The 22,448-nt window shown below is 49.6% G+C and carries 15 protein-coding genes; all 15 read left to right on the top strand.

Going from position 1 to position 22,448, the window contains the following annotated elements:
- Window positions 1-18: 18 nt before the first annotated feature.
- The 15 genes from PAHA3_RS26780 to PAHA3_RS26710 all read left to right on the top strand — a co-directional run bounded on the left by PAHA3_RS26780 (window position 19) and on the right by PAHA3_RS26710 (window position 22,370).
- Window positions 19-1,482, top strand: a complete 1,464-nt coding sequence (locus PAHA3_RS26780; protein WP_062837716.1) for an alpha-L-fucosidase — start codon at window positions 19-21, stop codon at window positions 1,480-1,482.
- Entirely contained in the window at window positions 1,482-3,263 is a 1,782-nt protein-coding gene (locus PAHA3_RS26775) for a glycoside hydrolase family 35 protein (RefSeq protein WP_062837715.1), read from the top strand. The genes PAHA3_RS26780 and PAHA3_RS26775 overlap by 1 nt, the downstream gene beginning before the upstream one ends.
- A gap of 105 nt (window positions 3,264-3,368) precedes the next feature.
- Entirely contained in the window at window positions 3,369-4,235 is an 867-nt protein-coding gene (locus PAHA3_RS26770; RefSeq protein WP_062837714.1) for a sugar phosphate isomerase/epimerase family protein, read from the top strand.
- 293 nt (window positions 4,236-4,528) lie between these two features.
- Window positions 4,529-5,587 (top strand): Gfo/Idh/MocA family protein, encoded by a 1,059-nt coding sequence (locus PAHA3_RS26765; protein ID WP_062837713.1) that lies wholly within the window; start codon window positions 4,529-4,531, stop codon window positions 5,585-5,587.
- A 659-nt stretch (window positions 5,588-6,246) separates the two neighbouring features.
- The gene (locus tag PAHA3_RS26760; RefSeq protein WP_062837712.1) at window positions 6,247-7,659 is read left to right on the top strand and encodes an alpha-L-fucosidase; all 1,413 of its coding nucleotides are present in this window, start codon (window positions 6,247-6,249) and stop codon (window positions 7,657-7,659) included.
- A gap of 323 nt (window positions 7,660-7,982) precedes the next feature.
- Window positions 7,983-8,960 carry an ABC transporter permease gene (locus PAHA3_RS26755; protein ID WP_062837711.1) on the top strand — a complete coding sequence of 326 codons (978 nt, stop codon included), beginning with the start codon at window positions 7,983-7,985 and terminating at the stop codon, window positions 8,958-8,960.
- Between the two features lie 15 nt (window positions 8,961-8,975).
- Complete coding sequence (locus tag PAHA3_RS26750; RefSeq protein ID WP_082763028.1) at window positions 8,976-9,884, top strand: carbohydrate ABC transporter permease; 909 nt, start codon at window positions 8,976-8,978, stop codon at window positions 9,882-9,884.
- Window positions 9,885-10,013: 129 nt separating this feature from the next.
- On the top strand, window positions 10,014-11,651 hold the full coding sequence (locus PAHA3_RS26745; RefSeq protein ID WP_062837710.1) for an extracellular solute-binding protein: 1,638 nt from the start codon (window positions 10,014-10,016) through the stop codon (window positions 11,649-11,651).
- Between the two features lie 175 nt (window positions 11,652-11,826).
- Window positions 11,827-14,046, top strand: a complete 2,220-nt coding sequence (locus PAHA3_RS26740; RefSeq protein ID WP_062837709.1) for a helix-turn-helix domain-containing protein — start codon at window positions 11,827-11,829, stop codon at window positions 14,044-14,046.
- Between the two features lie 50 nt (window positions 14,047-14,096).
- Window positions 14,097-16,409, top strand: a complete 2,313-nt coding sequence (locus tag PAHA3_RS26735; RefSeq protein ID WP_062837708.1) for a glycoside hydrolase family 3 N-terminal domain-containing protein — start codon at window positions 14,097-14,099, stop codon at window positions 16,407-16,409.
- Window positions 16,406-19,537: an alpha-mannosidase gene (locus PAHA3_RS26730; RefSeq protein ID WP_062837707.1), complete on the top strand. Its 3,132-nt coding sequence runs from the start codon at window positions 16,406-16,408 to the stop codon at window positions 19,535-19,537. Before PAHA3_RS26735 ends, PAHA3_RS26730 begins: the two co-directional genes overlap by 4 nt.
- Before the next feature lie 17 nt (window positions 19,538-19,554).
- The gene (locus PAHA3_RS26725; RefSeq protein WP_062837706.1) at window positions 19,555-20,430 is read left to right on the top strand and encodes a sugar phosphate isomerase/epimerase family protein; all 876 of its coding nucleotides are present in this window, start codon (window positions 19,555-19,557) and stop codon (window positions 20,428-20,430) included.
- Between the two features lie 12 nt (window positions 20,431-20,442).
- Window positions 20,443-21,315 carry a sugar phosphate isomerase/epimerase family protein gene (locus PAHA3_RS26720; protein ID WP_062837705.1) on the top strand — a complete coding sequence of 291 codons (873 nt, stop codon included), beginning with the start codon at window positions 20,443-20,445 and terminating at the stop codon, window positions 21,313-21,315.
- A 187-nt stretch (window positions 21,316-21,502) separates the two neighbouring features.
- The gene (locus tag PAHA3_RS26715; RefSeq protein WP_062837704.1) at window positions 21,503-21,730 is read left to right on the top strand and encodes a hypothetical protein; all 228 of its coding nucleotides are present in this window, start codon (window positions 21,503-21,505) and stop codon (window positions 21,728-21,730) included.
- Between the two features lie 79 nt (window positions 21,731-21,809).
- Window positions 21,810-22,370, top strand: a complete 561-nt coding sequence (locus PAHA3_RS26710; protein WP_062837703.1) for a hypothetical protein — start codon at window positions 21,810-21,812, stop codon at window positions 22,368-22,370.
- Window positions 22,371-22,448 lie beyond the last annotated feature (78 nt).

Below are 22,448 nucleotides of genomic sequence, written 5' to 3'. Positions count from 1 at the left end.
TAAAAGGAGTGATACGCCATGAATTATGAACTGCAACCAGCCGAATGGATTAAGTCCGCAGCACAGGTCAGCCCATCCGAACGCCAACTGAGATGGCAGGAGATGGAGTTCTACGCGTTTATTCATTTTACGGTAAATACATTTACGGATCAGGAATGGGGCACTGGGGAGGAAGACCCGTCGATCTTCAATCCTTCTGAACTGAGCGCAGCGCAATGGGTGCAGGCGTGCAAGGCTGCGGGGATGAAGGGGCTGATTTTGACATGTAAGCATCATGATGGATTTTGTTTGTGGCCAAGTCAGTTTACAGCGCATACGGTCGCGGCTAGTCCGTGGAGGAACGGTACGGGGGATTTGGTTCGGGAAGTCGCCGATGCCTGCCGTGAGGGTGGATTGAAGTTTGGCGTGTACCTGTCTCCTTGGGATCGGCATGAAGCCACTTATGGAGATTCCGAGAGGTATAACGAGTTTTTCCTCCATCAGTTGCGCGAGCTACTCACGAATTATGGCGACATCTTCTGTGTATGGTTCGATGGTGCATGTGGTGAGGGTCCGAATGGCAAAAGGCAGGTCTATGACTGGGACACCTATTATGCGCTTATTCGTGAACTTCAGCCCGAAGCTGTCATCTCGGTATGTGGCCCGGATGTACGTTGGTGTGGCAATGAAGCGGGACATACGCGTGATTCGGAATGGAGCGTTGTGCCAGCGCATATGCAGGATAATGAGAAGATTCAGGAGCAATCGCAACAGGTGGATGATGGTGAGTTTGCCACAAGGATCAATACGCAGGACAGTGATTTGGGAAGCCGAGAGGTCATTCGTTCCCAAGGTGACCAACTGATCTGGTACCCTGCCGAGGTGAATACCTCGATTCGCCCAGGATGGTTCTATCATGCCAGTGAAGATGATCAGGTCAAAACATTGGAAGAACTGCTCGCCGTCTATTACGGCGCAGTGGGGGGCAATGCCACCTTTTTACTCAATCTGCCACCGGATACGCGTGGTCTCATTCACGAGCGGGATGTGGAGCGACTACAGGAATTGGGAGATTCGCTGCGCACTATTTTCCAGGAAAATTTCGCCTTGCAGGCGCTGGTAAAAGCATCGGAGACGATGGATGAACAACATGCCGTATCGGAGGTGCTGACGGAACGCCGGGAAACGTATTGGTGTCCTCACGAAGGAACGGAGCAGGCTTGGATCGAGCTGGATTTGCAGGAGGAACGATCATTTGACCGGGTGATGCTGATGGAACATATCCAGACAGGCCAACGGATTGAGCGTTTTACACTGGAGTCGCAGAGGGTAGACGGTGGTTGGGATGAGTTTTACAAGGGGACGGTGGTGGGGTATAAGCGAATTTGCTGTTTCCCACAGGTCACATCTAGAAGGATGCGATTAACCATTCATGAATCCAGATGGTACCCTACGTTGTCTGGGTTGGGCATATATCTGAGCGAGCAGGGAGGGGGGGGATAATGACCGTGCTAACGTATAAAGGTTCACAATTTATGTATGATGGCGAGATCATTCGAATTTTGTCGGGTGCCATCCATTATTTCAGAGTGGTCCCCGACTATTGGGAGGATCGGCTACTCAAGTTGAAAGCCTGTGGTTTCAATACGGTGGAGACGTATGTGCCGTGGAATGTTCATGAGCCGCAGCCGGGGCAGTATTGTTTTGAAGGTTTGGCTGATCTGGAACGATTTATTCGCACTGCGGGAGATTTAGGTCTGCATGTGATTGTTCGCCCAAGTCCTTATATATGTGCCGAGTGGGAGTTTGGCGGATTACCTGCCTGGCTACTTGCTGATGATGACATCCGTCTGCGGTGTAATGATGCAAAATTTCTGGCGAATGTGGATCGTTACTATGATGTGCTTTTGCCCAAATTGAAACCTCTTCTTAGTACCAATGGTGGACCGATTATCGCGATGCAGATTGAGAATGAGTACGGCAGCTTTGGTAATGACGCGAGTTACCTGCAATATTTACGTGATGGCATGGTGGGGCGCGGTATGGATGTGTTGTTATTTACCTCGGACGGGCCGACAGACCACATGCTGCAAGCGGGATCAGTGGCGGGGCATCTGGCTACGGTCAATTTTGGATCAGGAACGGAGGGAGCGTTCGCCAAGCTGCGTGAATATCAGGCAGAAGAACCTTTGATGTGCATGGAGTACTGGAATGGCTGGTTCGACCACTGGGGAGAGTCGCATCATACCCGAGAAGCCGCAGATGTGGCTGGTGTGTTTGAGGAGATGCTTCGAGCAGGAGCTTCGGTTAACTTTTATATGTTCCACGGTGGAACGAACTTTGGATTTTACAACGGGGCGAACTGTCAGCAGAAGGATCAATACGAACCCACCATTACAAGTTACGACTATGATTCACTGCTCAGTGAATCCGGTGAGCCGACAGCGAAGTTCCATGCGGTGCGTGACCTCATTGCTCAGTATAGCGACAACGGTCTGGGTGAGCTTGTGCTGCCAAAATCGAAGGGGACTACCGGCTATGGGCGAGTGGAGTTGAGCCAGCAGGCGTCCTTACTGGCGCAATTGGACCGGATATCAGTCCCGGTGCAACGTATGAATCCGGAACCGATGGAGAAGCTGGGTCAGGATTATGGCTTTATTTGTTATCAAACCCGGATATCCGGTCCCAGGGAGCGACAGGAACTGGTGGTTCAGGAGGTGTGTGACCGTGCGCTCGTGTTTGTGGATGGGCAATTTCAGGGCGTTCTGGAACGCGGAAATACAGCATTGTCTGTATCCTTTGAAGTGCCGCAAGAGGGCGCAGAACTATTGATCCTTGTTGAAAATATGGGGCGAATCAACTATGGTCCATACCTTAGAGATCCGAAGGGCATTACGGAGGGTGTGCGACATGGCTTTCAATTTTTATATGATTGGACGATTCATTGTCTGCCATTAACCGATCTGTCGGGTTTACAATTCAGTGATGTGATTAGCGAAGCAATTAACGAAACAATTAATGAAGTACAGGGACTAGCATTTTATCGAGGAGAGTTTAATATCACGGATGTAAGAGATACTTTTCTGCGATTGGATAACTGGACCAAGGGAGTTGTATTTGTAAACGGATTCAATCTGGGTCGATACTGGAATAAAGGACCGCAAAAAACGTTATATGTACCTGCTCCACTTCTTCGCGAGGGTGAGAATGAAATTATGATATTCGAGCTTCATCAGACGGCTGATCTGGCCGTAAAGTTGGTGGATACACCGGATTTGGGCTAGGAAAAGGAAAATAGGTGAGCCAAACGATTATTGAGAATTGTCGTGTCCGCCTGAAAAAGGTATACGTTGGGTATGGACATTGACTACATGAGAGGATGAGGAAAAATGAAAGTTGGACTCAGCACCTACAGTCTGCAACAAGCATTGGATCGTAAAGAATTAACCGTGCCGGATGCCATTCGTTGGATCGCCGATCAGGGTGGGGAACATGTGGAGATTGTGCCGATGGGATTCAGTCTGATCGATAACCCGGAGTTGATTGATGAGATTAAAGCTGTGGCAAAAGAGGTTGGAATCGATATTTCCAATTATGCCATCGGTGCTAACTTTGCTGTGCAGGAGGACGCCGAAGCGTTGGAGCAAGAGATCCAGAATGTGATGCGACATGTGGATGTGGCTGCAGCGCTCGGCGTGAAGCTGATGCGTCATGACGTGGCATTCCGCCCTGCACCAGAGGGAACCGTAGCACAGTTCGAGATCGACCTGCCGGTACTGGTGAAGGCTTGTCAGCGGATATCCGATTATGCAGCGGATTTTGGAATCACAACAAGCGTGGAGAACCATGGATACTACGTGCAGTCGAGCGAGCGAATTCAGCGTTTGTTACACGAGACGGCGCGGAGCAACTTCAAGACTACGCTGGATGTCGGAAATTTCCTCTGTGTGGATGAAGATCCGGTGAGTGCGGTAAAAAATAACATTCCGTACGCGTCGATCGTGCACGCTAAAGACTTCTACTGGAGACCTTCCTACCGGAACCCCGGTGAAGGCTGGTTCCAAACCTCGCATGGCAATTACCTGCGCGGTGCCATTGTGGGCCATGGCGATATCGACATGCCGGAGGTATTCCGTGTGTTGAAACAATCCGGGTATGACGGATATATCTCGGTTGAATTTGAAGGCATGGAGGATTGTAAAACCGCCTCACGCATTGCGATGGATAACGTCCGCCGCCTGTGGGAAGAGGCATAGGGCTGAGTACTTGTTTTAAATGAAATATGAATAGTTACGTATGGCTCAAACGGAAAGTTAATTCAGTCAGGAAAAGTAGTGGAGGGGGCGAAATCGGTTCTGAAGAAACGAAGTTAAAAGCTTTCTGTAAGAAAGCTACTTCGTAAGCATTAACTCGCCTTTATCACCGGATTTCCCCTTTGCAATAAAGGGATTAAAGAAATCTGGGGATAAGAGCGATCGGAAGAACGATTCGCAACCGGAACGTCTACCCGCTGGACGTCAATTATTTTATTTATGGAGGAATCAGCACTATGTCCAAATTGAAAGTCGCCGTTATCGGTGCCGGATCCATATCCGATTGTCATTTGCAAGCCTATGCCAGTAACCCGGACGTTGAAATATACGCTATCTGCGACCTGAATGAAGCACGTGCCACAGAAGTGGCGAAGCAATATGATGCACCCCATGTGTTTACCGATTACAAAGAATTACTCGCACTGCCCGAGATTCATTCCGTCAGCATCTGTACATGGAACGACTCCCATGCGGAGATTAGCATTGCTGCTCTGGACGCGGGCAAAAACGTGTTATGTGAGAAACCGCTCTGCCAAACGGTTGAGGATGCACTCGAAGTAGAGAAGGCTGTTCATCGTAGCGGAAAGCTGCTGCAAGTCGGTTTTGTTCGCCGCTATAGCGACAATGCACAGATTCTGAAGAAGTTTATTGACGAAGGTGAACTGGGCGAGATCTATTATGCCAAAGCCTCAAGTCTGCGTCGTCTGGGTAATCCAGGTGGCTGGTTTTCAGATATCATCCGCTCCGGCGGCGGTCCACTAATCGATATCGGGGTGCATGTGATCGACATCTGCTGGTATCTGATGGGCAGACCGAAGGTGAAATCCGTCTCCGCTAACGTATCTAACCGATTGGGGAACCGCTCGAACATTAACAATCTATCATTCTACAAAGCAGCAGATTATGATGCGGAACAGAACACCGTTGAGGACATGGCGAATGCCCTGATTCGTTTCGAGAACGGTGCAAGCCTATTTGTGGATGTCAGTTTCACACTTCATGCCAAAGTAGATGAGACTTCGGTCAAGCTATATGGCGACAAGGGCGGTGCCGAGTTGGAGCCGGAAATTTCGATCATTGGCGAGAAATTCAACACGATTTTGAACATGACTCCACAGGTAGATTTCAAATCATTCGACTTTATGGGCTCGTTCCGCAATGAAATCAACCATTTTATAGATAGCACGCAGGGCCGTAAAGAAACACTTAGCCCCGTCGAAGACGGCGTCGAGGTGATGAAAATGCTCTGCGCCATCTACGAATCAGCCCGCCAAGGCCGCGAAATTACGCTGTAAAAAGCATTGCACTAAGCGGATGCTCTACGTTGATACTTTACGACTCCCGTGGCATTGAGATTTATGAGCATTTCGTTCCTTTTCAATGAAAAGCCCCGCTCCGGGCGAGTATGGATTCGTCCTCTCCGCTCGTGGTTGAAGCAGAGCATGGAGCGAGCGCTAACGAATCTGAGACACGCTATATGAGAATAAACAGCAGTTTACAGCGTTTTATAAGCTAATTTCGGGAAATAACGTGTCTGATGCTCCTTACAATTTAAAAAATGGACCAAAAGGCTAAATAAGGTGTCCTGAGTTCCTTAGAAAATCATCTACCCCTTCGCCAAGATCAGCCAGTTTACATTCCCCTAGAGGCAAGAGGAGAATGTGTGATTCATAGTGATTGAAGATCGCACCGCAATCGAAATAACAAAGTTACTACGCCCCTTAGATTTACGATGTCCTTCTTAGTTGAATTAAACGTTTACACGATAACGGAGAGGGCAGAAGAAATCTGAAGAAGCGAAGCGCTCGCCTTTATCCCCGGATTTCCCCTCTAGGGAAATAATCAAAAAATCCGGGGGTAACAGCGATCGGAAGATTATTCTGACCGCGCAGTGGCCGAGTGTAAACCTATGTGTTCAGCGTTTGACATTGAAATCTAGAGGAGATGAAACAGGATGAGCGAAACCAAAGAAACCGTACTGGAGCAGGAAGAGCAGATCGTCGAAGCCGGGGTGCACAATTTTAGCAGAGAGGATGAGTGGATCAAGCCGGAGGAACCGCTGCTGAATGAGCGGCTGGAGTGGTTCAAGGACCAGAAGTTGGGGCTGATGATGCACTGGGGTCCTTATTCCCAGCTTGGTCTCGTGGAATCCTGGGCACTGAGCGACGAGGATGGTGATTGGTCGCGCGATGACATCGACTGGACGGACGACATGGAAGACTTCAAGCGGGAGTATTTCGATCTAAACAAAACCTTCAATCCGATTCGCTTCCAGCCTGAGGAGTGGGCTCAGATGGCGGCAGATAACGGGTTCAAATATTTCCTGTTTACCACCAAGCACCATGACGGTTTCTGCATGTGGGATACCAAGACGACAGATTACCGGATTACGGGCAAGGACACGCCTTTTCATACCCATAAGTATGCGGACATCTGTCGAGCATTATTTGATGCATTCCGGGCCAAAGGACTCGGCATCTCAGCATATTTCTCCAAAGCGGACTGGCATACCCCGTATTACTGGGCACCGGGCATGGAGCGTGGACGTCATATGTGGCGCGGGCCTTCGTATGATCCCCATAAGTATCCGTGGCTGTGGGAGAAATTCGTGGAGTTCACGCATGAGCAGATCATGGAGCTGCTGACGAATTATGGGCGGATCGAATGTCTGTGGCTGGATGCCGGCTGGGTGCGCGAAGGTCGCCATGGTCAGGATATCAGGCTTGGAGAAGTCGTGGAACGGGCGCGTCAGACCACACAACCTTGGCTTTTGTCAGCAGATCGCACCGTGGGTGGGCCGTATGAGAATATCGTTACCCCCGAGCAGACCATACCGGAACATCCGATGAACATTCCATGGGAAAGCTGTATTACTGTGGGGAACTCCTTTGCTTTCGGATTCGATGATCAGTATAAAACGGGAAGACAGCTGGCACATATTCTACTTGAAGTCGTGTCCAAGGGTGGTAACCTGGCACTGAATGTAGGCCCGCAACCCGATGGGCGTCTGCCAAAAGGGGCAATTCGAGGCATCAAGGGCCTCGGTGAATGGTTGGGAACTCATGGAGAAGGCGTCTATGGAACCCGGATCTGCGGGCCATATTTTACGAAGGATTGGGCTTTCACCCAGAAGGAAGAGATCAACACCGTATATGCTTTCCGTATATACCGAAACGAGAATGAGACTGTACAACCACAGTTAATCATTCCTTATCTGGAAAAGGTAGAGCGGATCGAACTCGTCGGCACTAATGACGTACTTTCGTATCAGCAGACGGAAGACGGGCTTCTCGTGGAACTGCCACAATCCGCCGCGACCAGTGCAGCACCCATCACACATACGTTCAGATTGGTCACAAGCGCATAGAACCACATAGAACGCCATGTCAATTCCGGGGGAGATATCGCAGCCTCCGGGATTTTTTTATTCATACATAAGGAATACGAATTCCAATAGAAACGGCTCGCAATCGCTTGTCACACAAGGGTTTGTGGAATAAAGAGAAGTCGGAGAAAATTGCAAATTGATAAAAGTTTATCAGGCGATGTACTATCAAATCAAGAAAGCGCTACCTGATATGAATGTTTACATCATTTTTGTGGGAGAAGGAACTAGGAACAAAAAAAGGATGTTTAAGGGATGTAAATGTAATGTATTATTACACTTGAGGTGTAGAAGGAGTGACGCAAATGAGTCGAGCTACGGAAAGCATACCCGCCAAGATGGAACTCCAGCAGAGGAAACATGTGGAGCCCAAGCGGCAGCATCCATTCATCAAAAGCCTCAAGAAACACTGGGAGCTCTACCTGCTCGTGCTGCCCCCGGTGTTGTATCTGTTGATCTTCAAGTACATTCCTATGGTGGGTGTCCAGATCGCCTTCAAGGACTTCAGCGTAGTCAAAGGAATCTGGGGAAGCCCTTGGGCCGGATTCAAACATTTTGAAGCCTTCTTCCAATCTCCAAACTTCTGGCTGTTAATCAAAAACACAATAGGCATCAGCTTTTATTCCTTAATTGCGGGTTTCCCCATTCCAATCCTACTGGCGCTGGCGTTGAATGAGATTCGAACGGGTTACTTCAAAAAGACCGTGCAGATGGTCACCTACGCTCCGCATTTTATCTCCACCGTTGTCATGGTATCCATTATCATTCTGATGCTCTCCCCGCATGTCGGCGTAGTAGACAAGCTGTTCACACTGCTCGGCTTCCCGATGACGAACTTCATGGGCATTCCAGAATACTTCAAATCGATCTACGTTTGGTCAGGTGTATGGCAGGGCATGGGGTATTCATCCATTATATATATCGCAGCTCTTGCTGGTGTTGATCCATCTCTCTATGAAGCAGCAAAGATGGACGGCGCATCAAGACTTCGGAAAATATGGCATATCGACCTGCCGTCGCTCGTTCCAGTCACCGTCATCATGCTAATTCTGAGTCTGGGCAGCATTATGGGCGTGGGCTTCGAGAAAATATACTTGATGCAGAATCCACTCAACACAAGCGCTTCGGAGGTCATCTCCACGTATGTGTACAAGGTGGGTCTGATCGGAGCGAATTTCAGCTTCTCCTCGGCAGTAGGATTCTTCAACTCCATTATCAACCTGATCCTGCTGGTTATCGTCAACGGCATATCGCGCAAAGTATCCCAGAACAGCTTGTGGTAAAGGAGGAGCTTATCCATGTTCAACCTGATTAATCGTAACCGGATCAAGGACCCGCTCGGTGACCGCATTTTCATGACACTTAACTACATCTTTCTGTTCGCCATACTGCTAACGGTGTTTTACCCGCTCTTGTATATCATCAGTTCTTCGTTCAGCTCTTCACGAGCCGTGACATCCGGTCAGGTGTGGCTGTTCCCGGTAGACTTTAACATCAAGGCGTACATCTCCATTTTCAAAAGCCAACAGCTTATGCTCGGTTTTTATAACACGATCATCTACACCGTGGTGGGTACGTTCATTAACGTGGTGCTGACCGTCATGCTGGCGTATCCCTTGTCACGAAAATCGTTCTATGGACGAGGGGCTATCATCATCTTCATGATGATCACGATGTTCTTTGATGGTGGTCTGATTCCCACCTACCTTCTGATGAAGGACTTGCACCTGCTGGATACACGTTGGGCGATGTGGCTGCCCGGGGCGCTCGCGGTGTTCCAGGTCATCGTGGCAAGAACGTTCTTCCAATCTTCCATCCCGGAAGAGCTTGGCGAGGCCGCGGAAATGGACGGTTGCCGGGATATCCGGTATCTGATCAGCGTGGTTCTTCCCTTATCGAAGCCCATTCTGGCGGTCATGACACTCATGTATGCCGTAGGTCACTGGAATGCGTACTTTGATGCACTGATCTACCTGCGCTCCGAGAAGTTGTTCCCTCTGCAATACGTGCTTCGTAATCTGCTCATCCTGAACGCGGCTGATCCGGCGATGCTCGCCAATACCAGCCAACAGATGCGGGACCAAGGGTTCGAGCAGGTGTTGAAATATGCCCTGATCGTTGTTGCGAGTATTCCAATTCTAATCATGTATCCATTTGTACAGAAGCATTTTGTCAAAGGGGTCATGGTGGGTTCCCTCAAAGGTTAATCCTTGTGAATTAAGCCCGGTTGCCTCTTGAGAGGGGGTGGAAGGAACACGCCGGCTTCCGGGGTCGATTTTATACACGTGCAGTACAAGTCAATAATTTGCCGTTATAAACAAAAAGGAGGAGTCAGATTGAGAAAATCTTGGATTTCGGTGTTGTTTCTGGTCTTTGCTTCGATGGCTTTGTTGTCCGCATGCAGTTCATCCGAGGAATCGGGTGGAAGTAGCGACGGTAGCGGGGAGAGCGGCGGTCCTGTAACCATGACCTTCTTTGCTCCGCAAGGCAAAGCGTCTATGGAAGAGAACGAATTTACCCAGTTTATCGAAGACAAGTTCGACGTTACCCTGAAATGGGATCTGGCCCCAACGGACGCCTTACAGGATCGCAGACAATTGCTGCTGGCCAGTGGTGACTATCCGGAAGTGTTTCTTCACGGCAAGTTCACCACCTCAGACCTTCAAACCTATGGAAAACAGGGCGTGTTCCTTCCGCTACAAGATCTGATTCAGGAGTATGGTCCGAACCTGACCAAGATTATGGAAGAGAAGCCATACTTCAAAGAAGCCATCACGGCACCGGATGGCAACATCTATGCGCTACCGATCTTCAATGAATGTTACCACTGTACGTATGCACAAAAATACTGGATCAACACGGAGTGGCTCGATAATTTGGGTCTGAAAATGCCAACCACAACAGACGAACTGTACACCGTTCTGAAGGCGTTTAAGACACAAGATCCAAATGGTAACGGGAAAGCGGACGAGATTCCACTCACGGGCGCACCGAACAAGTATGTATGGAATGGCAATATTGATGCCTACCTGATGAATAGCTTTATATACAATGATAACGACAAATACCTGATCGTGAACGATGGCAAGGTGAGTTTTGCCGCCAATCAAGAAGGCTGGAAGAAAGGGCTGGAATACATGAACAAGCTGTATGCAGATGGCCTGATTGATCCGGCTTCCTTCACGCAAAACGATCAGGCGATTGGACAGCTAGGGAACAAGGAAGGCGATGAAGTGGTCGGCTCCATTACGACGGCGCTGGTCAGTTATCTCGTGAATACCTATGACAAAGACATCACCCGTCACCAGCACTGGGAGATCGTTCCTCCATTGAAAGGGCCGGATGGAGTGCAGACGACAGGCGCCACGCAGAGCGTAGGTGAGTTTGAGTTTGCCATTACCAACAAAGCGACAGAAGCACAGCAGATTGCCGCCATCAAAATCGTAGATTACATGTTCAGTGAAGAAGGTGCGCTGTACGCGGAATATGGTCCAACCGAAGGCAAGGGCTGGAAGAAGGCAGATGCCGATGAGAAAAACATCAATGGCGAGCCGGCCAAATACAGCTACTACAACCTGCCTGAGCGTGATCCTAACGTTGTTGTGAACGAGAGCTGGTCACAGATTGGAGCGCATGACTTGTCCAACACGTTCCGTAATCTGTTTGCCGAAGGACAGAATCCATTAGAAGCAGAGGGTTATGGTACACGTTTGGCTCAAGCGACCAATGTGTATGAACCTTATGCACCCAAAGAAGTATACCCTGCGAACGTATTTATTCGTCCAGAGGATACGGAATCAGCTGCACAACTGACTACGGCCATCAAGGATTATGTGCAGACGAATATGGCGCAGTTCATTATTGGTAGCAAGAGCATTGATAAGGAATGGGATTCGTATGTTAAAGGCTTTGATGGTCTGGGGTTGAGTAATTACCTTGAGATCTACCAGCGTGCCATTGAGAAGAATCAATAATTGAAGGATTCCATATAGAGGCTGTCCCGTCTGTCACCCGTGACCGGGACGGTCTTCTCCTATGACAACCCCACGTCATCCGATATAATGTACTGAACATTTATGGGAAATTAGCGATCAGCACAACTATTTGTCGTCATTCAGCATGAACAGTAACGGTGGGGGGATCTCGGAGATGAATAACAATTGGTTTAGGCGTTTGCTGTTATCGTATCTGCCTGTTTTCTTTATTGTGACGACCATTTTATTCTTTATTTTCTTTCAGGTATTCAATGAACAGAATCGTAGAGAAGCGCTCAAGGCGAATGAATTCCTTGCCTCACAGGTTACGCAATATCTGGACAACTCCCTGCGTTCTATCGACTTCAAGGTACTGCGTGAAATTTTGACCAACCCTAACTTGAAGAATTATTTCTCGGTATCTGGCAGCGAAGATGTGTATGCAGGCATTCAGGCGGTCCAGGTAGTTGATGAATTGAAAATAGAGTATCCGCTGATCGATTCGATATATCTCGTTCGATATGGAGATGGCACGGTCTTCAGTAACGGGAAGGCTGTTCCGATTGAAGAGTTCCCGGATGCAGACTTCATTGCAGATAGCCGGTCAAGGGATGAACAGAAATGGGCAGGAGCACGAGCGTTCAGGGCTTTTCCTTCGCAAGCGACGGAGCAGGTGATTACGATTGTGCGAAGTGTAGGGAACGGCAAAGGACTTGTGGTCACGAACGTGGATCTGAGTACCTTGAGAAAATCCATCATGCAGATGTATGATCCAGAATTTACGTTCGTGAACATCTTCAACCGATCAGGCGGCAATCTGTGGGATAGCAGCATGCCAGAAGGGGTTACAGCTTCTACTAAAACCACTTCGGGAGAAGTCTTCTCGGAATTTACGTCGAGTTACAGTGGTTGGAAGGTGCAGACAGGTCTCAACAATGGCAAAATCGTCAAATTGGCTCTGCAATTTTATAATATCTGGTTTGCCTTTGCTGTAGTGGTTGTGTTAATTGGCGTGGTATGGGTGATCTATGTGACCCGCAGAAACTACAAGCCGATTCAGCAGATTGTCACGTTAATTCAGACCGTCTCTTCACAGAAGCAATCGGGGCTGAACTATGGCAAAGAGAATGAGTTCCGATTCATTCATACAACGCTGGAACGCATGATTGATCAGACGAGACAATATCGGGAGGAGCATGAAGAGAATCTGATTTTGCAGAAAAAAATGTTCTTTCAGGAGTTGCTGGAGGGCACAAGAGACTTTACGAGCACGGAGCTGACAGCAGAGATGAGGAAGTTCAAACTGCCTGAGCTGGAGCATCGTTGGGCCGTCATGGTAGTCGAGATGGATCGGTATGATGCATTTGTAACGGAGTATCATGATCAGGACCAATCCCTCCTGAAATTCGTGTTATCCAGTATTCTGCAGGAGAGTGCGCGTCATGAAGGAACGGAAGTATGGGCTGAATGGATCTCCGATCAGCGTCTGTACGCTATCCTCTGGATTCCGGGAATGGAACAGGCTGAGGAGACCGAGCATCGATTGCTCGCTGGTTATCTGGACAGAATCGATCAGTATCTGAACTTCACCGTGACCATCGGTGTTGGTCGGGTCGCTGTCGATATTCGGGGACTGAGAGCTTCATTGAAAGAAGCTGTGCACGCGCTGGAGTACAAGGCTGTACTGGGGATGAATCGCATCATTCCATGTAGCGATGTACCGAATTCGACCAATGATGTGTATGAGTTCCTGAAGACCATCTCACTGCTGGTGCAGGCGATGCGTTTATCGGACGATGTCTGGGAAAAGCATTTTGAAAGGCTATTTGAGCAGATTAGCGAGTCCGTCCTGTCCCGTCAGGAGATTATGAATACGATCCAATTGTTATTTCAACATTACAATCGGGAATTCGCCGAACTTCCACGAGAGTACCAGGAGTCGTGGGCTGCTATATTCACCCCACTTCTGCCAAGGCTTGAGGGCTGGGAGACGTTAAATGACCTACGTGAGCTGTGCTGGGAAGGGTTCAGGGAACTGGCGCTGCAGATGCAGACGCTGCAATGTTCTCGAAAACACAGATCACATATTCTGGAGATTCGCAAATATATCGAAGAGCATTACAACAATCCTGATCTGTCGCTGAACTACCTTAGTGATCTATTCGATATTAATCCGAAGTATCTGAGCAAGCTTTTCAAGGATGAGATTGGGGAGAAGTTTGTGGATCTGCTCATTAGTCATCGCATCGAAAAAGCCAAGCTGCTCATGCAGGAGACCGATAAGGCTATTCAGGAGATCAGTGAGGAAGTGGGATACACGAACTATAATTCCTTCAATCGGGCTTTCAAGAATGTGGTGGGTGTGGCACCAAGTGACTACCGCAAAGCCATGTGATGTAAGTGCACGCGCCTAACTAATTCCGAACGCATAAGGAGAATGTGCATATGAACTATAAAGATGCTTCGCTTCCCATTCAGGAACGGGTTCAGGATCTAATCGGACGGATGACAACAGCCGAAAAGATCGGACAACTCATCCAGCCGATGGGGTGGAAGACGTATGACAAATTAGCTGATGGTACAGTACGGGTGACGGAAGAGTTCAAAGCGGACATGGAACAGGGCGGTGTCGGTTCTCTGTACGGTGTGCTTCGGGCCGATCCATGGACTGAAGTGACGCTGGAAACGGGGCTGACCCCACGACAAGGAGCTGTTGCTACAAATGTCATTCAGCAGTATGCCATGGAGCATTCCCGGCTGGGCATTCCCATTTTGTTCGGAGAAGAGTGTTCCCACGGGCATATGGCGATTGGGGCGACAGTATTTCCGGTACCTTTAACTGTGGGCAGTACGTGGAATTTGGAGTTATACCGCAAGATGTGTGAAGCCATCGCTGTGGAGACTCGGAGTCAAGGGGGATCGGCAACGTATTCCCCGGTGCTTGATGTCGTACGTGACCCGAGATGGGGACGGACAGAGGAATGTTTTGCCGAAGATCCATATTTAATCGGTGAGTTTGCAGTAGAAGCCATGCAGGGACTACAGGGTGACCGCCTTGATTCCAATCAGACAATTGTGGCGACACTTAAGCATTTTGCAGCTTATGGTAGTTCAGAGGGGGGGCGCAATGCTGCTCCAGTTCATATGGGCTTACGTGAATTGCATGAAATAGATCTGTTGCCGTTCAAAAAGGCAGTGGAAGCGGGGGCATGTTCCGTGATGACCGCTTATAACGAGATAGATGGCGTACCTTGTACCTCCAGTACGTATCTGCTGAATGACCTTCTGCGTGAGCAGTGGGGGTTTGATGGATTCGTCATTACTGATTTTGGCGCCATTCAGATGCTGGTCCACGGACATAACACCGCCGAGAACGGGGAGCAGGCCGTAGCCCAGTCCCTTCAGGCAGGGGTAGACATGGAGATGTCCGGGTACATGTACCGCAAACATCTCGGTCAGGCGCTGGAGCAGGGATTGATTGAAGAGAAGGATCTGGACTTGGCTGTGTGGCGGGTGTTGGAGATGAAATTCAGACTCGGGTTATTTGAAAAGCCTTTCGTTGATCCAGACTTTGCAGAGCAGGTTATCGGATGTGAAGACCATACTCAGCTGGCGAGGGAAGTAGCGCAAGAGGGAATTGTTTTACTGAAAAATGAAGGGGCTACCCTCCCACTCGGCAAAACAGGTACAAAGCTGGCTGTCATTGGTCCAAACGCGAACCATATCTATAACCAGCTTGGGGACTATACCTCGCCACAGCTGAGAGAACACATCGTCACCGTACTGGATGGCATTACGCGCAAACTTGGCGCGGATTCGGGTCAGGTGCTGTATGCACCCGGTTGCCGGATTAAAGGCGATTCCAAAGAGGGCTTTGCACAAGCGCTCGCCTGTGCGGAACAGGCCGATGTCATCGTGATGGTGATGGGTGGTTCGAGCGCCCGTGATTTTGGTGAAGGCACGATAGACTTGCGGACAGGTGCTTCTGTGGTAACGGATGATCCATGGAACGACATGGAGTGTGGTGAGGGTATTGACCGAGCGTCCCTGAATCTCATGGGCGTTCAATTGGAGCTGGTGCAGGAGGTACATAAGCTGGGAAAACCCGTTATCGTGGTCTATATCAACGGCCGTCCCATTGCTGAACCTTGGATTGATGAGCATGTCCATGCCATTTTGGAAGCGTGGTACCCTGGGCAGGAAGGTGGTAACGCCATCGCGGATATTTTGTTCGGCGATGTGAATCCATCGGGCCGCCTTACCGTCTCCATTCCCAAGCATGTTGGGCAACTTCCGGTCTATTACCATGCCAAACGCACTCGTGGCAAGCGGTATCTGGAGATGGATCTTGCGCCGCAGTATCCGTTCGGATATGGGCTGAGCTATACCAAATTCAAATACGAGAATGTAAGAGTAATACCAGACGTAATTGGGCCGGATGATGAAGCACAGGTGATGGTTGAAGTCACGAATACGGGAGCCGTATTGGGAAGCGAGGTTGTGCAGTTATACATCACGGATGTGTCGGCTTCGGTTACGCGTGCTGAAATGTCACTTAAGGGTTTTCGTAAAATTCATCTGGAGCCAGGACAGACCCAGACCGTTATATTCCCTGTGCAAAAAGAACATCTCGCACTGATCGACTCTCGTCTCCAGTCTGTCGTAGAACCGGGTGAATTCAGGCTCATGGTTGGCCGTAGTTCTATAGAATGGACTGCTTGCAGTCTGCAGATCCAGAAGGTGGGGGTGGAGGTATGATTCGAATTCAGCGATTCATCGAGGATCTGAAGCAGCGGCAATGGCTGGATACGATCGAGCTTCCGGCGTGGGAGATGCAGCGGGCCAGATACATTCTGCCAGGGGAATACGAGTACGAGCAGGGATATGAAAATGAAGATGAGCAGGCAGACAAGGCCATGCAAAGCTTGAATCCGCTGAACAGCGTACACGGCACGACATATTTTCTGAGTAATCGTGTGGAGATTCCGGCGGAATGGCAAGATCAAGCTGTTGGGCTGATCTTCGAGGCAGGAGGAGAAGGGCTGCTGAGGGTGAATGGCATACCTTATCACGGACTAGACCGGAACCACGGGTTCGTACCCCTTCCAAGGAGTGGTGTTGGCAATACGCCGCAGTTGGAGATTGAACTCTACGATCCGATTCCAGAGCCGCATGATCCACTCAACCGACAAGCCGTTATCCAGCCGCCTATTCAGGGCATTCGGGCAGCACTGGTTCATGTTAATCAGCCACTGCAGAGCCTAATGTACAGTGTGACGGTACTCGCCGAGTCGCTCCGGGCATATAACGAGAAGGAACCTAAGCGGATGGCACTTGTTCAAGCCATTCATCAGGTGATGGATGACATGTACAATGACCCGAACCGCTGGAGTGATGCAGCCTGGATACAGAACTTTGAACATGGATTAGTACAGTCGGTACAGCAGGAAGACCCGGAGGAGTATCGAAGTGGCTTCATGCATCTGGTTGGACAATCCCATATTGATATTGCCTGGCTGTGGCCTGTACGTGAGACGGTTCGCAAGTCCAGTCGCACGTTCTCGACCATGTGTACGTTGATGGACACGTACCCGGATTTTGTGTATTCCCAGAGCCAGCCGCAGTTGTATGCCTTCGTGAAGGATCATTACCCGGAGCTGTACGAGCGAGTTAAAGCCCGCATTGCCGAAGGCCGCTGGGAGTTGGTTGGAGGCATGTGGGTCGAGCCGGATCTGAATATTCCGAGTGGCGAGTCGTTAGTTCGGCAGATTCTGTATGGACAGAACTTTTATCAGGCGGAATTTGGCAAGCGCTCCAACATCGAGTGGCTGCCGGATACCTTTGGCTACTGTGCTTCCTTGCCGCAGATGCTGAAGCTCGCGGATATTCCTTATTTTATGACCACCAAGCTGAATTGGAATGATACCAATGCGTTTCCGTATGACCTCTTCGACTGGGTAGGCATTGACGGAACTTCCGTGCTGGCGTATCTGAATCATGGCGTGAATGAACATACGCGTCCCAAAGATGTGGATGAACACTGGCAATCGTATAAACAGAAGGATGTGCATCCTGAGCAGATGTTGCTTTATGGACATGGCGATGGTGGTGGCGGCGTGACGAATGAGATGGTGGAGTTTGCGGAGCGATCCCATTTGATGGTCGGACAGCCGATCAGCAAATTCAGCACGGCTGGTGCTTTTTTTGAAGACATATCATTAAATCATCCGACGTTGCCGAAATGGCACGGGGACTTGTACCTGGAGCTGCATCGCGGAACCTACACGACTCATGCGAGGAACAAACGTAGCAATCGAAAGGCAGAGGTACTGTATCGGGAAGCGGAGATCTGGGGGCAATTTGCCGGAGCTTGGGCTGCACACACGAAGAATGATCTGGATGAGGGCTGGAAGCTGATTATGCTCAACCAATTCCATGACATTATTCCGGGAACGTCGATTCCTGAAGTATACGTAACGTCCACCGAGGAGTACACGAAGGTATTTGCATTAGGTACATCCGCACTGCGGGAAACGTTGGATACCCTTGCGGAGAACATTGCAACAGATGAAGTCGATGGTCTTCCCTACATTATATTCAACAGCCTCGGCTGGGAACGGGGAGAAAATGTCACCATTACAGGCGATGCCCATCTCGCAGGGCTTGCTGCATTTGATCGTCAAGGAAAGCGTCTGGCCTGTGATCTTGAACAAAAGGAAGACAAGTATACGCTGCTCGTGCATGTTCCATCGATTCCTGCTTTTGGGTATACAACCATATGGCTGCGCGAGGCATCGGATGTTATCCTTCCAGTAAGGGGAGAAGAATCTTTCCCTTCCACATGGGAAACTGAATTCTACACGCTTGAGTTCAATGAATTGGGAGAGATCACCCGATGGTATGACAAATCGGTAGGACGCGACTGGCTGAAGCCCGGTGATCGGGCGAATGAGTGGCAGTTTTTCCACGACAAACCGACGTACTGGGATGCATGGGATATCGATCCACGGTTTGAATCCCAGCGAGCTGGTGCGGTGCAGTTGATCTCCAGAGAGGTTGTACAACGCGGGACTACGCGAGATGTACTACGTTTTGTCTGGAAGCTGAATCAATCGGAGATCAGTCAGGATATCATTTTACATCGTCACCAGCGGCGTGTTGATTTCCATACGAAAGTGAACTGGACTGAGAGCCATAAGCTGCTCAAGGTGGCATTTCCGGTGGATCTGGTGGCAGCCAAAGCAGCCTATGAAATTCCGTTTGGAGCGTTGGAGCGTCCAACTCATAACAACACCAGTTGGGAGCAGGCGCAGTTCGAGGTCTGCGGGCATCGTTGGGCGGATATCTCGGAGGGCAACAGCGGTGTGAGTTTGCTGAATGATTGCAAGTACGGGTATGACATCAAGGATCGAACGATCCGCTTGTCCCTGCTTCGTGCCCCGAAATGGCCGGATGAACATGCCGATCAGGGCGATCATGAATTCACGTATTCGATCCTGCCCCACCAGGGCGATTGGCGACAAGCTGCCGTCGTTCGTCGGGCGATGGAGCTGAATCATCCGGTGGAAGTTGTGGCAGCGAGTCAGTCTTCCGGTCACTTGCCAGCTGAACATGCTTGGGTTCAGTTCCACAGTGAGCATGTCATTCTGGATGCCATTAAGGCTGCGGAAGACGGCTCTGGAACGGTGCTGCGTTTCTACGAATCATCCGGAGGTCGGGAAACGGTGCAGGTTCAGTGGGCTGAAAAGGAAATCAAAGCGTCCATCATTAATCTGCTGGAGGATGAGATCCATCCGTTGGCTTGTCCGAACGGAGCATTCGAACTGACCTTCAAACCGTATGAGATTAAGTCGGTGAAACTTGTTCCAGTGAATCCAAATACGTAATCTTCAGGAGGTATGACATGAAATTAACGAATAAGATCGGTGTCATCGTGGATAGCTTTGGCGTAGGTGTACGGGAAGGGTTGAACAAAGCCAAAGACGTAGGTGCAGAAGGTGTGCAGATCTATGCCGTCAAGGGAGAGATGGACCCTGAAAATTTGTCGCCTGCGGCGCGCAAGGAGCTAAAGAGTTACATCGATTCTCTAGGTCTCGAAATTTCAGCATTGGTTGGCGATTTGGGCGGACATGGGTTTCAGGTCAAGGAAGATAATCCGTGGAAAGTGGAGAAGTCTAAGCGGATCGTGGATCTGGCCCTCGATCTGGGCACTAACATCGTCACAACACATATCGGCATTGTTCCACATGACCCTTCATCGGAGGTCTATGCTACGCTGCACGCTGCTTGTGAGGAGCTGGGCCAATACGCCAAGAGTGTTGGTGCGTACTTTGCCATTGAGACAGGACCGGAAACGGCTGCTGACTTAAAAGGATTCCTGGATACGCTGTCGACCAACGGAGTATCAGTGAATTTTGACCCGGCGAATATGGTGATGGTGACTGGAGATGATCCGGCGCGGGGCGTTCATCTGCTCAAGGATTACATCGTACATACCCATGTGAAGGATGGTGTGCGGCTGAAGGAAGTTGACCCACGAGACGTATATGGAGCGGTCGGTTATGCCCCTATGAATCACGAAAAGATTGCCGAGATGGTCTCTTCCGGAACATTCTTCCGCGAGGTTCCTCTGGGCGAGGGGGGCGTTGATTTTGACGGATACTTTGCAGCGCTTCAGGAGATTGGTTACACCGGTTATCTGACAATTGAACGCGAGGTTGGGCATCAGCCGGAGCAGGACATTCGCAAGGCCGTTCAATTTATCCAACAATATCGATAGGGAGCTGAGCAGATGAAAGTGGGCCTGAGCACGTATAGTTTGTTGAACGATTTGAATTCGGGTGAGATGACGGTGCTGGATGTGATCGACTGGATTGCGGCGAACGGCGGCGAGCATATGGAGATGGTGCCTTACGGTTATACCGTGGAGGATAATCACGATCTGGCGGATGCAATTCGAGAACGGGCAGCGTCTGCGGGTATTGAACTGTCCAATTACTCGATGCCAGCGAATTTCGTGCAGGAGACGGAAGAGGCGTTTGCAGAAGAGATGGCTCGGGTCAAAAGGCATGTGGATGTCGTACACCGGATGGGAGTAAAACATCTGCGTCATGACGTCACGGCGTTTACCCTGCCGAAGGAGAAGATGACCATTGCCTGGTTCGAGGAACATCTGCCGCTGATGGTGCGGGGAAGCCAGATCATTGCGGACTATGCTGCGCAGTTTGGTATTACCACGACCATTGAGAATCACGGCTTCAGTGTGCAGGCGAGTGATCGGGTGCAACGTGTGCTGCATGCTATAGATCGTCCGAACTTCAAAACAACACTCGATATAGGCAACTTCATGTGCGTGGATGAGAACCCGATCATCGGCGTCATGAAAAATCTGCCGTACGCTTCTCTGGTCCACTTCAAAGACTTCTACTTCCGTCCTTATGATGAGCATCCGGGTGAAGGTGAATGGTTCACCACAGCCTACGGCAACTTCCTGCGTGGTGCCATCGTTGGGCAAGGGGATATTCCGATCCGCAAAATTGTAAAGTTGATCAAAGACTCCGGCTATGATGGCCACATTACGGTGGAGTTCGAAGGCATGGAGGAATGCAAATCCGCATCCAAAATTGCCATGGACAACCTGCGTCGCTTCTGGGAAGAGGCGTAAGAACATTATAGAGATATAATCAAGGGCCACGTTCAAAAGTGGCTCTTTTTGTTATGCTACAGCACGCGAATAAGCCTATCAGAATATGGTTCTGCGCAAGGATTAAGTTACGAGCATCACAAGTGTGGTATAATGGATATATTCAGCCTGATAATAACTGGCTATGGATAGGAGAGGTCGCTGATCTATGCAGGTATTCGAGGACTGGAATCAGAAAGTAAAGAAGACGTTTAATGCTACGAACCCCGAGGTAGTATTGACGGTATCGGAAGCTGGAAGTTTGCTCGGCTTGACCAAAGACCAGATGAAACTGTACGTGGACAAGAACAAACTAACGAAGGTCCCGATCATGAGAAGTGTTCACCGATACCTCTTATTGAAAAGTGAAATAGATAACATCGTTCAAGCTCGATAACTTCATAGGATTGAACACAACCATTTTACCGACAGGATTCGGGAGAGTGGTCTTTTTTTTATCGGAAAGGGGACAGAACATGCTCAATAAAGTGTCAAATTGGTTCTATCAGCGGGTCAATTGGAAATGGGTTGTAGCTGCAGTTGTTATATTTGCCTGTTTCATTGCATTTATTCTGCCCTGGCAGGCGGCAAAGTCGGAGGAGGCCACAGGTGGCGGGCAGTCCCCAGACTCCTCTTTTTTGTACACGGCGAATGATCTTTATCAGATGGCTGAACAGTATGGTGAAGCAGGGCGGAGCGCCTATATCCAGGCACGATTCACATTTGACCTCATATGGCCCTTGGCCTATCTATCTCTATTAGTTGTTCTGTTATCCGTACTCTATCGTGTGCTTCCGGTTAAGAGTCGCTGGCGCTGGGTGAATCTGGTTCCGGTCTTAGGTTGGGCTATGGATATGCTCGAAAATATAGGTGCATCCCTGATTATGTATCGCTATCCTGAACGTACGCCTGTGCTTGCTGAGCTCACTCCGATATTTACCTTGTTGAAATGGTGTCTGATCTATACCAGTTTTGCAGCACTGGTTCCGGGTGTTCTGATCACGGTTCTCTACTATATGCTCAAGCGCAAGCAGTAGTGGAGAGAGGGATGGATTCAGAATATGTTGGTAACCCTAATTATGTAAAGGTCCGCAGAGATGAGTGCCGAGATATAC

Source organism: Paenibacillus amylolyticus (genome assembly GCF_001570725.1).
In the GTDB taxonomy this organism is placed as follows: Bacteria; Bacillota; Bacilli; order Paenibacillales; family Paenibacillaceae; genus Paenibacillus; species Paenibacillus amylolyticus_A.
Note: the sequence above shows the minus strand (reverse complement) of the source record. Positions and strands in the feature narration are given on the sequence as shown.

Bases quoted from the DNA above. Each gene is read 5' to 3' on its own strand.
- PAHA3_RS26730 (WP_062837707.1), top strand. From the start codon at position 16,406: ATGATTCGAATTCAGCGATTCATCGAGGATCTGAAGCAGCGGCAATGG.
- PAHA3_RS26720 (WP_062837705.1), top strand. From the start codon at position 20,443: ATGAAAGTGGGCCTGAGCACGTATAGTTTGTTGAACGATTTGAATTCG.
- PAHA3_RS26740 (WP_062837709.1), top strand. From the start codon at position 11,827: ATGAATAACAATTGGTTTAGGCGTTTGCTGTTATCGTATCTGCCTGTT.
- PAHA3_RS26735 (WP_062837708.1), top strand. From the start codon at position 14,097: ATGAACTATAAAGATGCTTCGCTTCCCATTCAGGAACGGGTTCAGGAT.
- PAHA3_RS26765 (WP_062837713.1), top strand. From the start codon at position 4,529: ATGTCCAAATTGAAAGTCGCCGTTATCGGTGCCGGATCCATATCCGAT.
- PAHA3_RS26710 (WP_062837703.1), top strand. From the start codon at position 21,810: ATGCTCAATAAAGTGTCAAATTGGTTCTATCAGCGGGTCAATTGGAAA.
- PAHA3_RS26760 (WP_062837712.1), top strand. From the start codon at position 6,247: ATGAGCGAAACCAAAGAAACCGTACTGGAGCAGGAAGAGCAGATCGTC.
- PAHA3_RS26770 (WP_062837714.1), top strand. From the start codon at position 3,369: ATGAAAGTTGGACTCAGCACCTACAGTCTGCAACAAGCATTGGATCGT.
- PAHA3_RS26750 (WP_082763028.1), top strand. From the start codon at position 8,976: ATGTTCAACCTGATTAATCGTAACCGGATCAAGGACCCGCTCGGTGAC.
- PAHA3_RS26780 (WP_062837716.1), top strand. From the start codon at position 19: ATGAATTATGAACTGCAACCAGCCGAATGGATTAAGTCCGCAGCACAG.
- PAHA3_RS26725 (WP_062837706.1), top strand. From the start codon at position 19,555: ATGAAATTAACGAATAAGATCGGTGTCATCGTGGATAGCTTTGGCGTA.
- PAHA3_RS26775 (WP_062837715.1), top strand. From the start codon at position 1,482: ATGACCGTGCTAACGTATAAAGGTTCACAATTTATGTATGATGGCGAG.
- PAHA3_RS26715 (WP_062837704.1), top strand. From the start codon at position 21,503: ATGCAGGTATTCGAGGACTGGAATCAGAAAGTAAAGAAGACGTTTAAT.
- PAHA3_RS26755 (WP_062837711.1), top strand. From the start codon at position 7,983: ATGAGTCGAGCTACGGAAAGCATACCCGCCAAGATGGAACTCCAGCAG.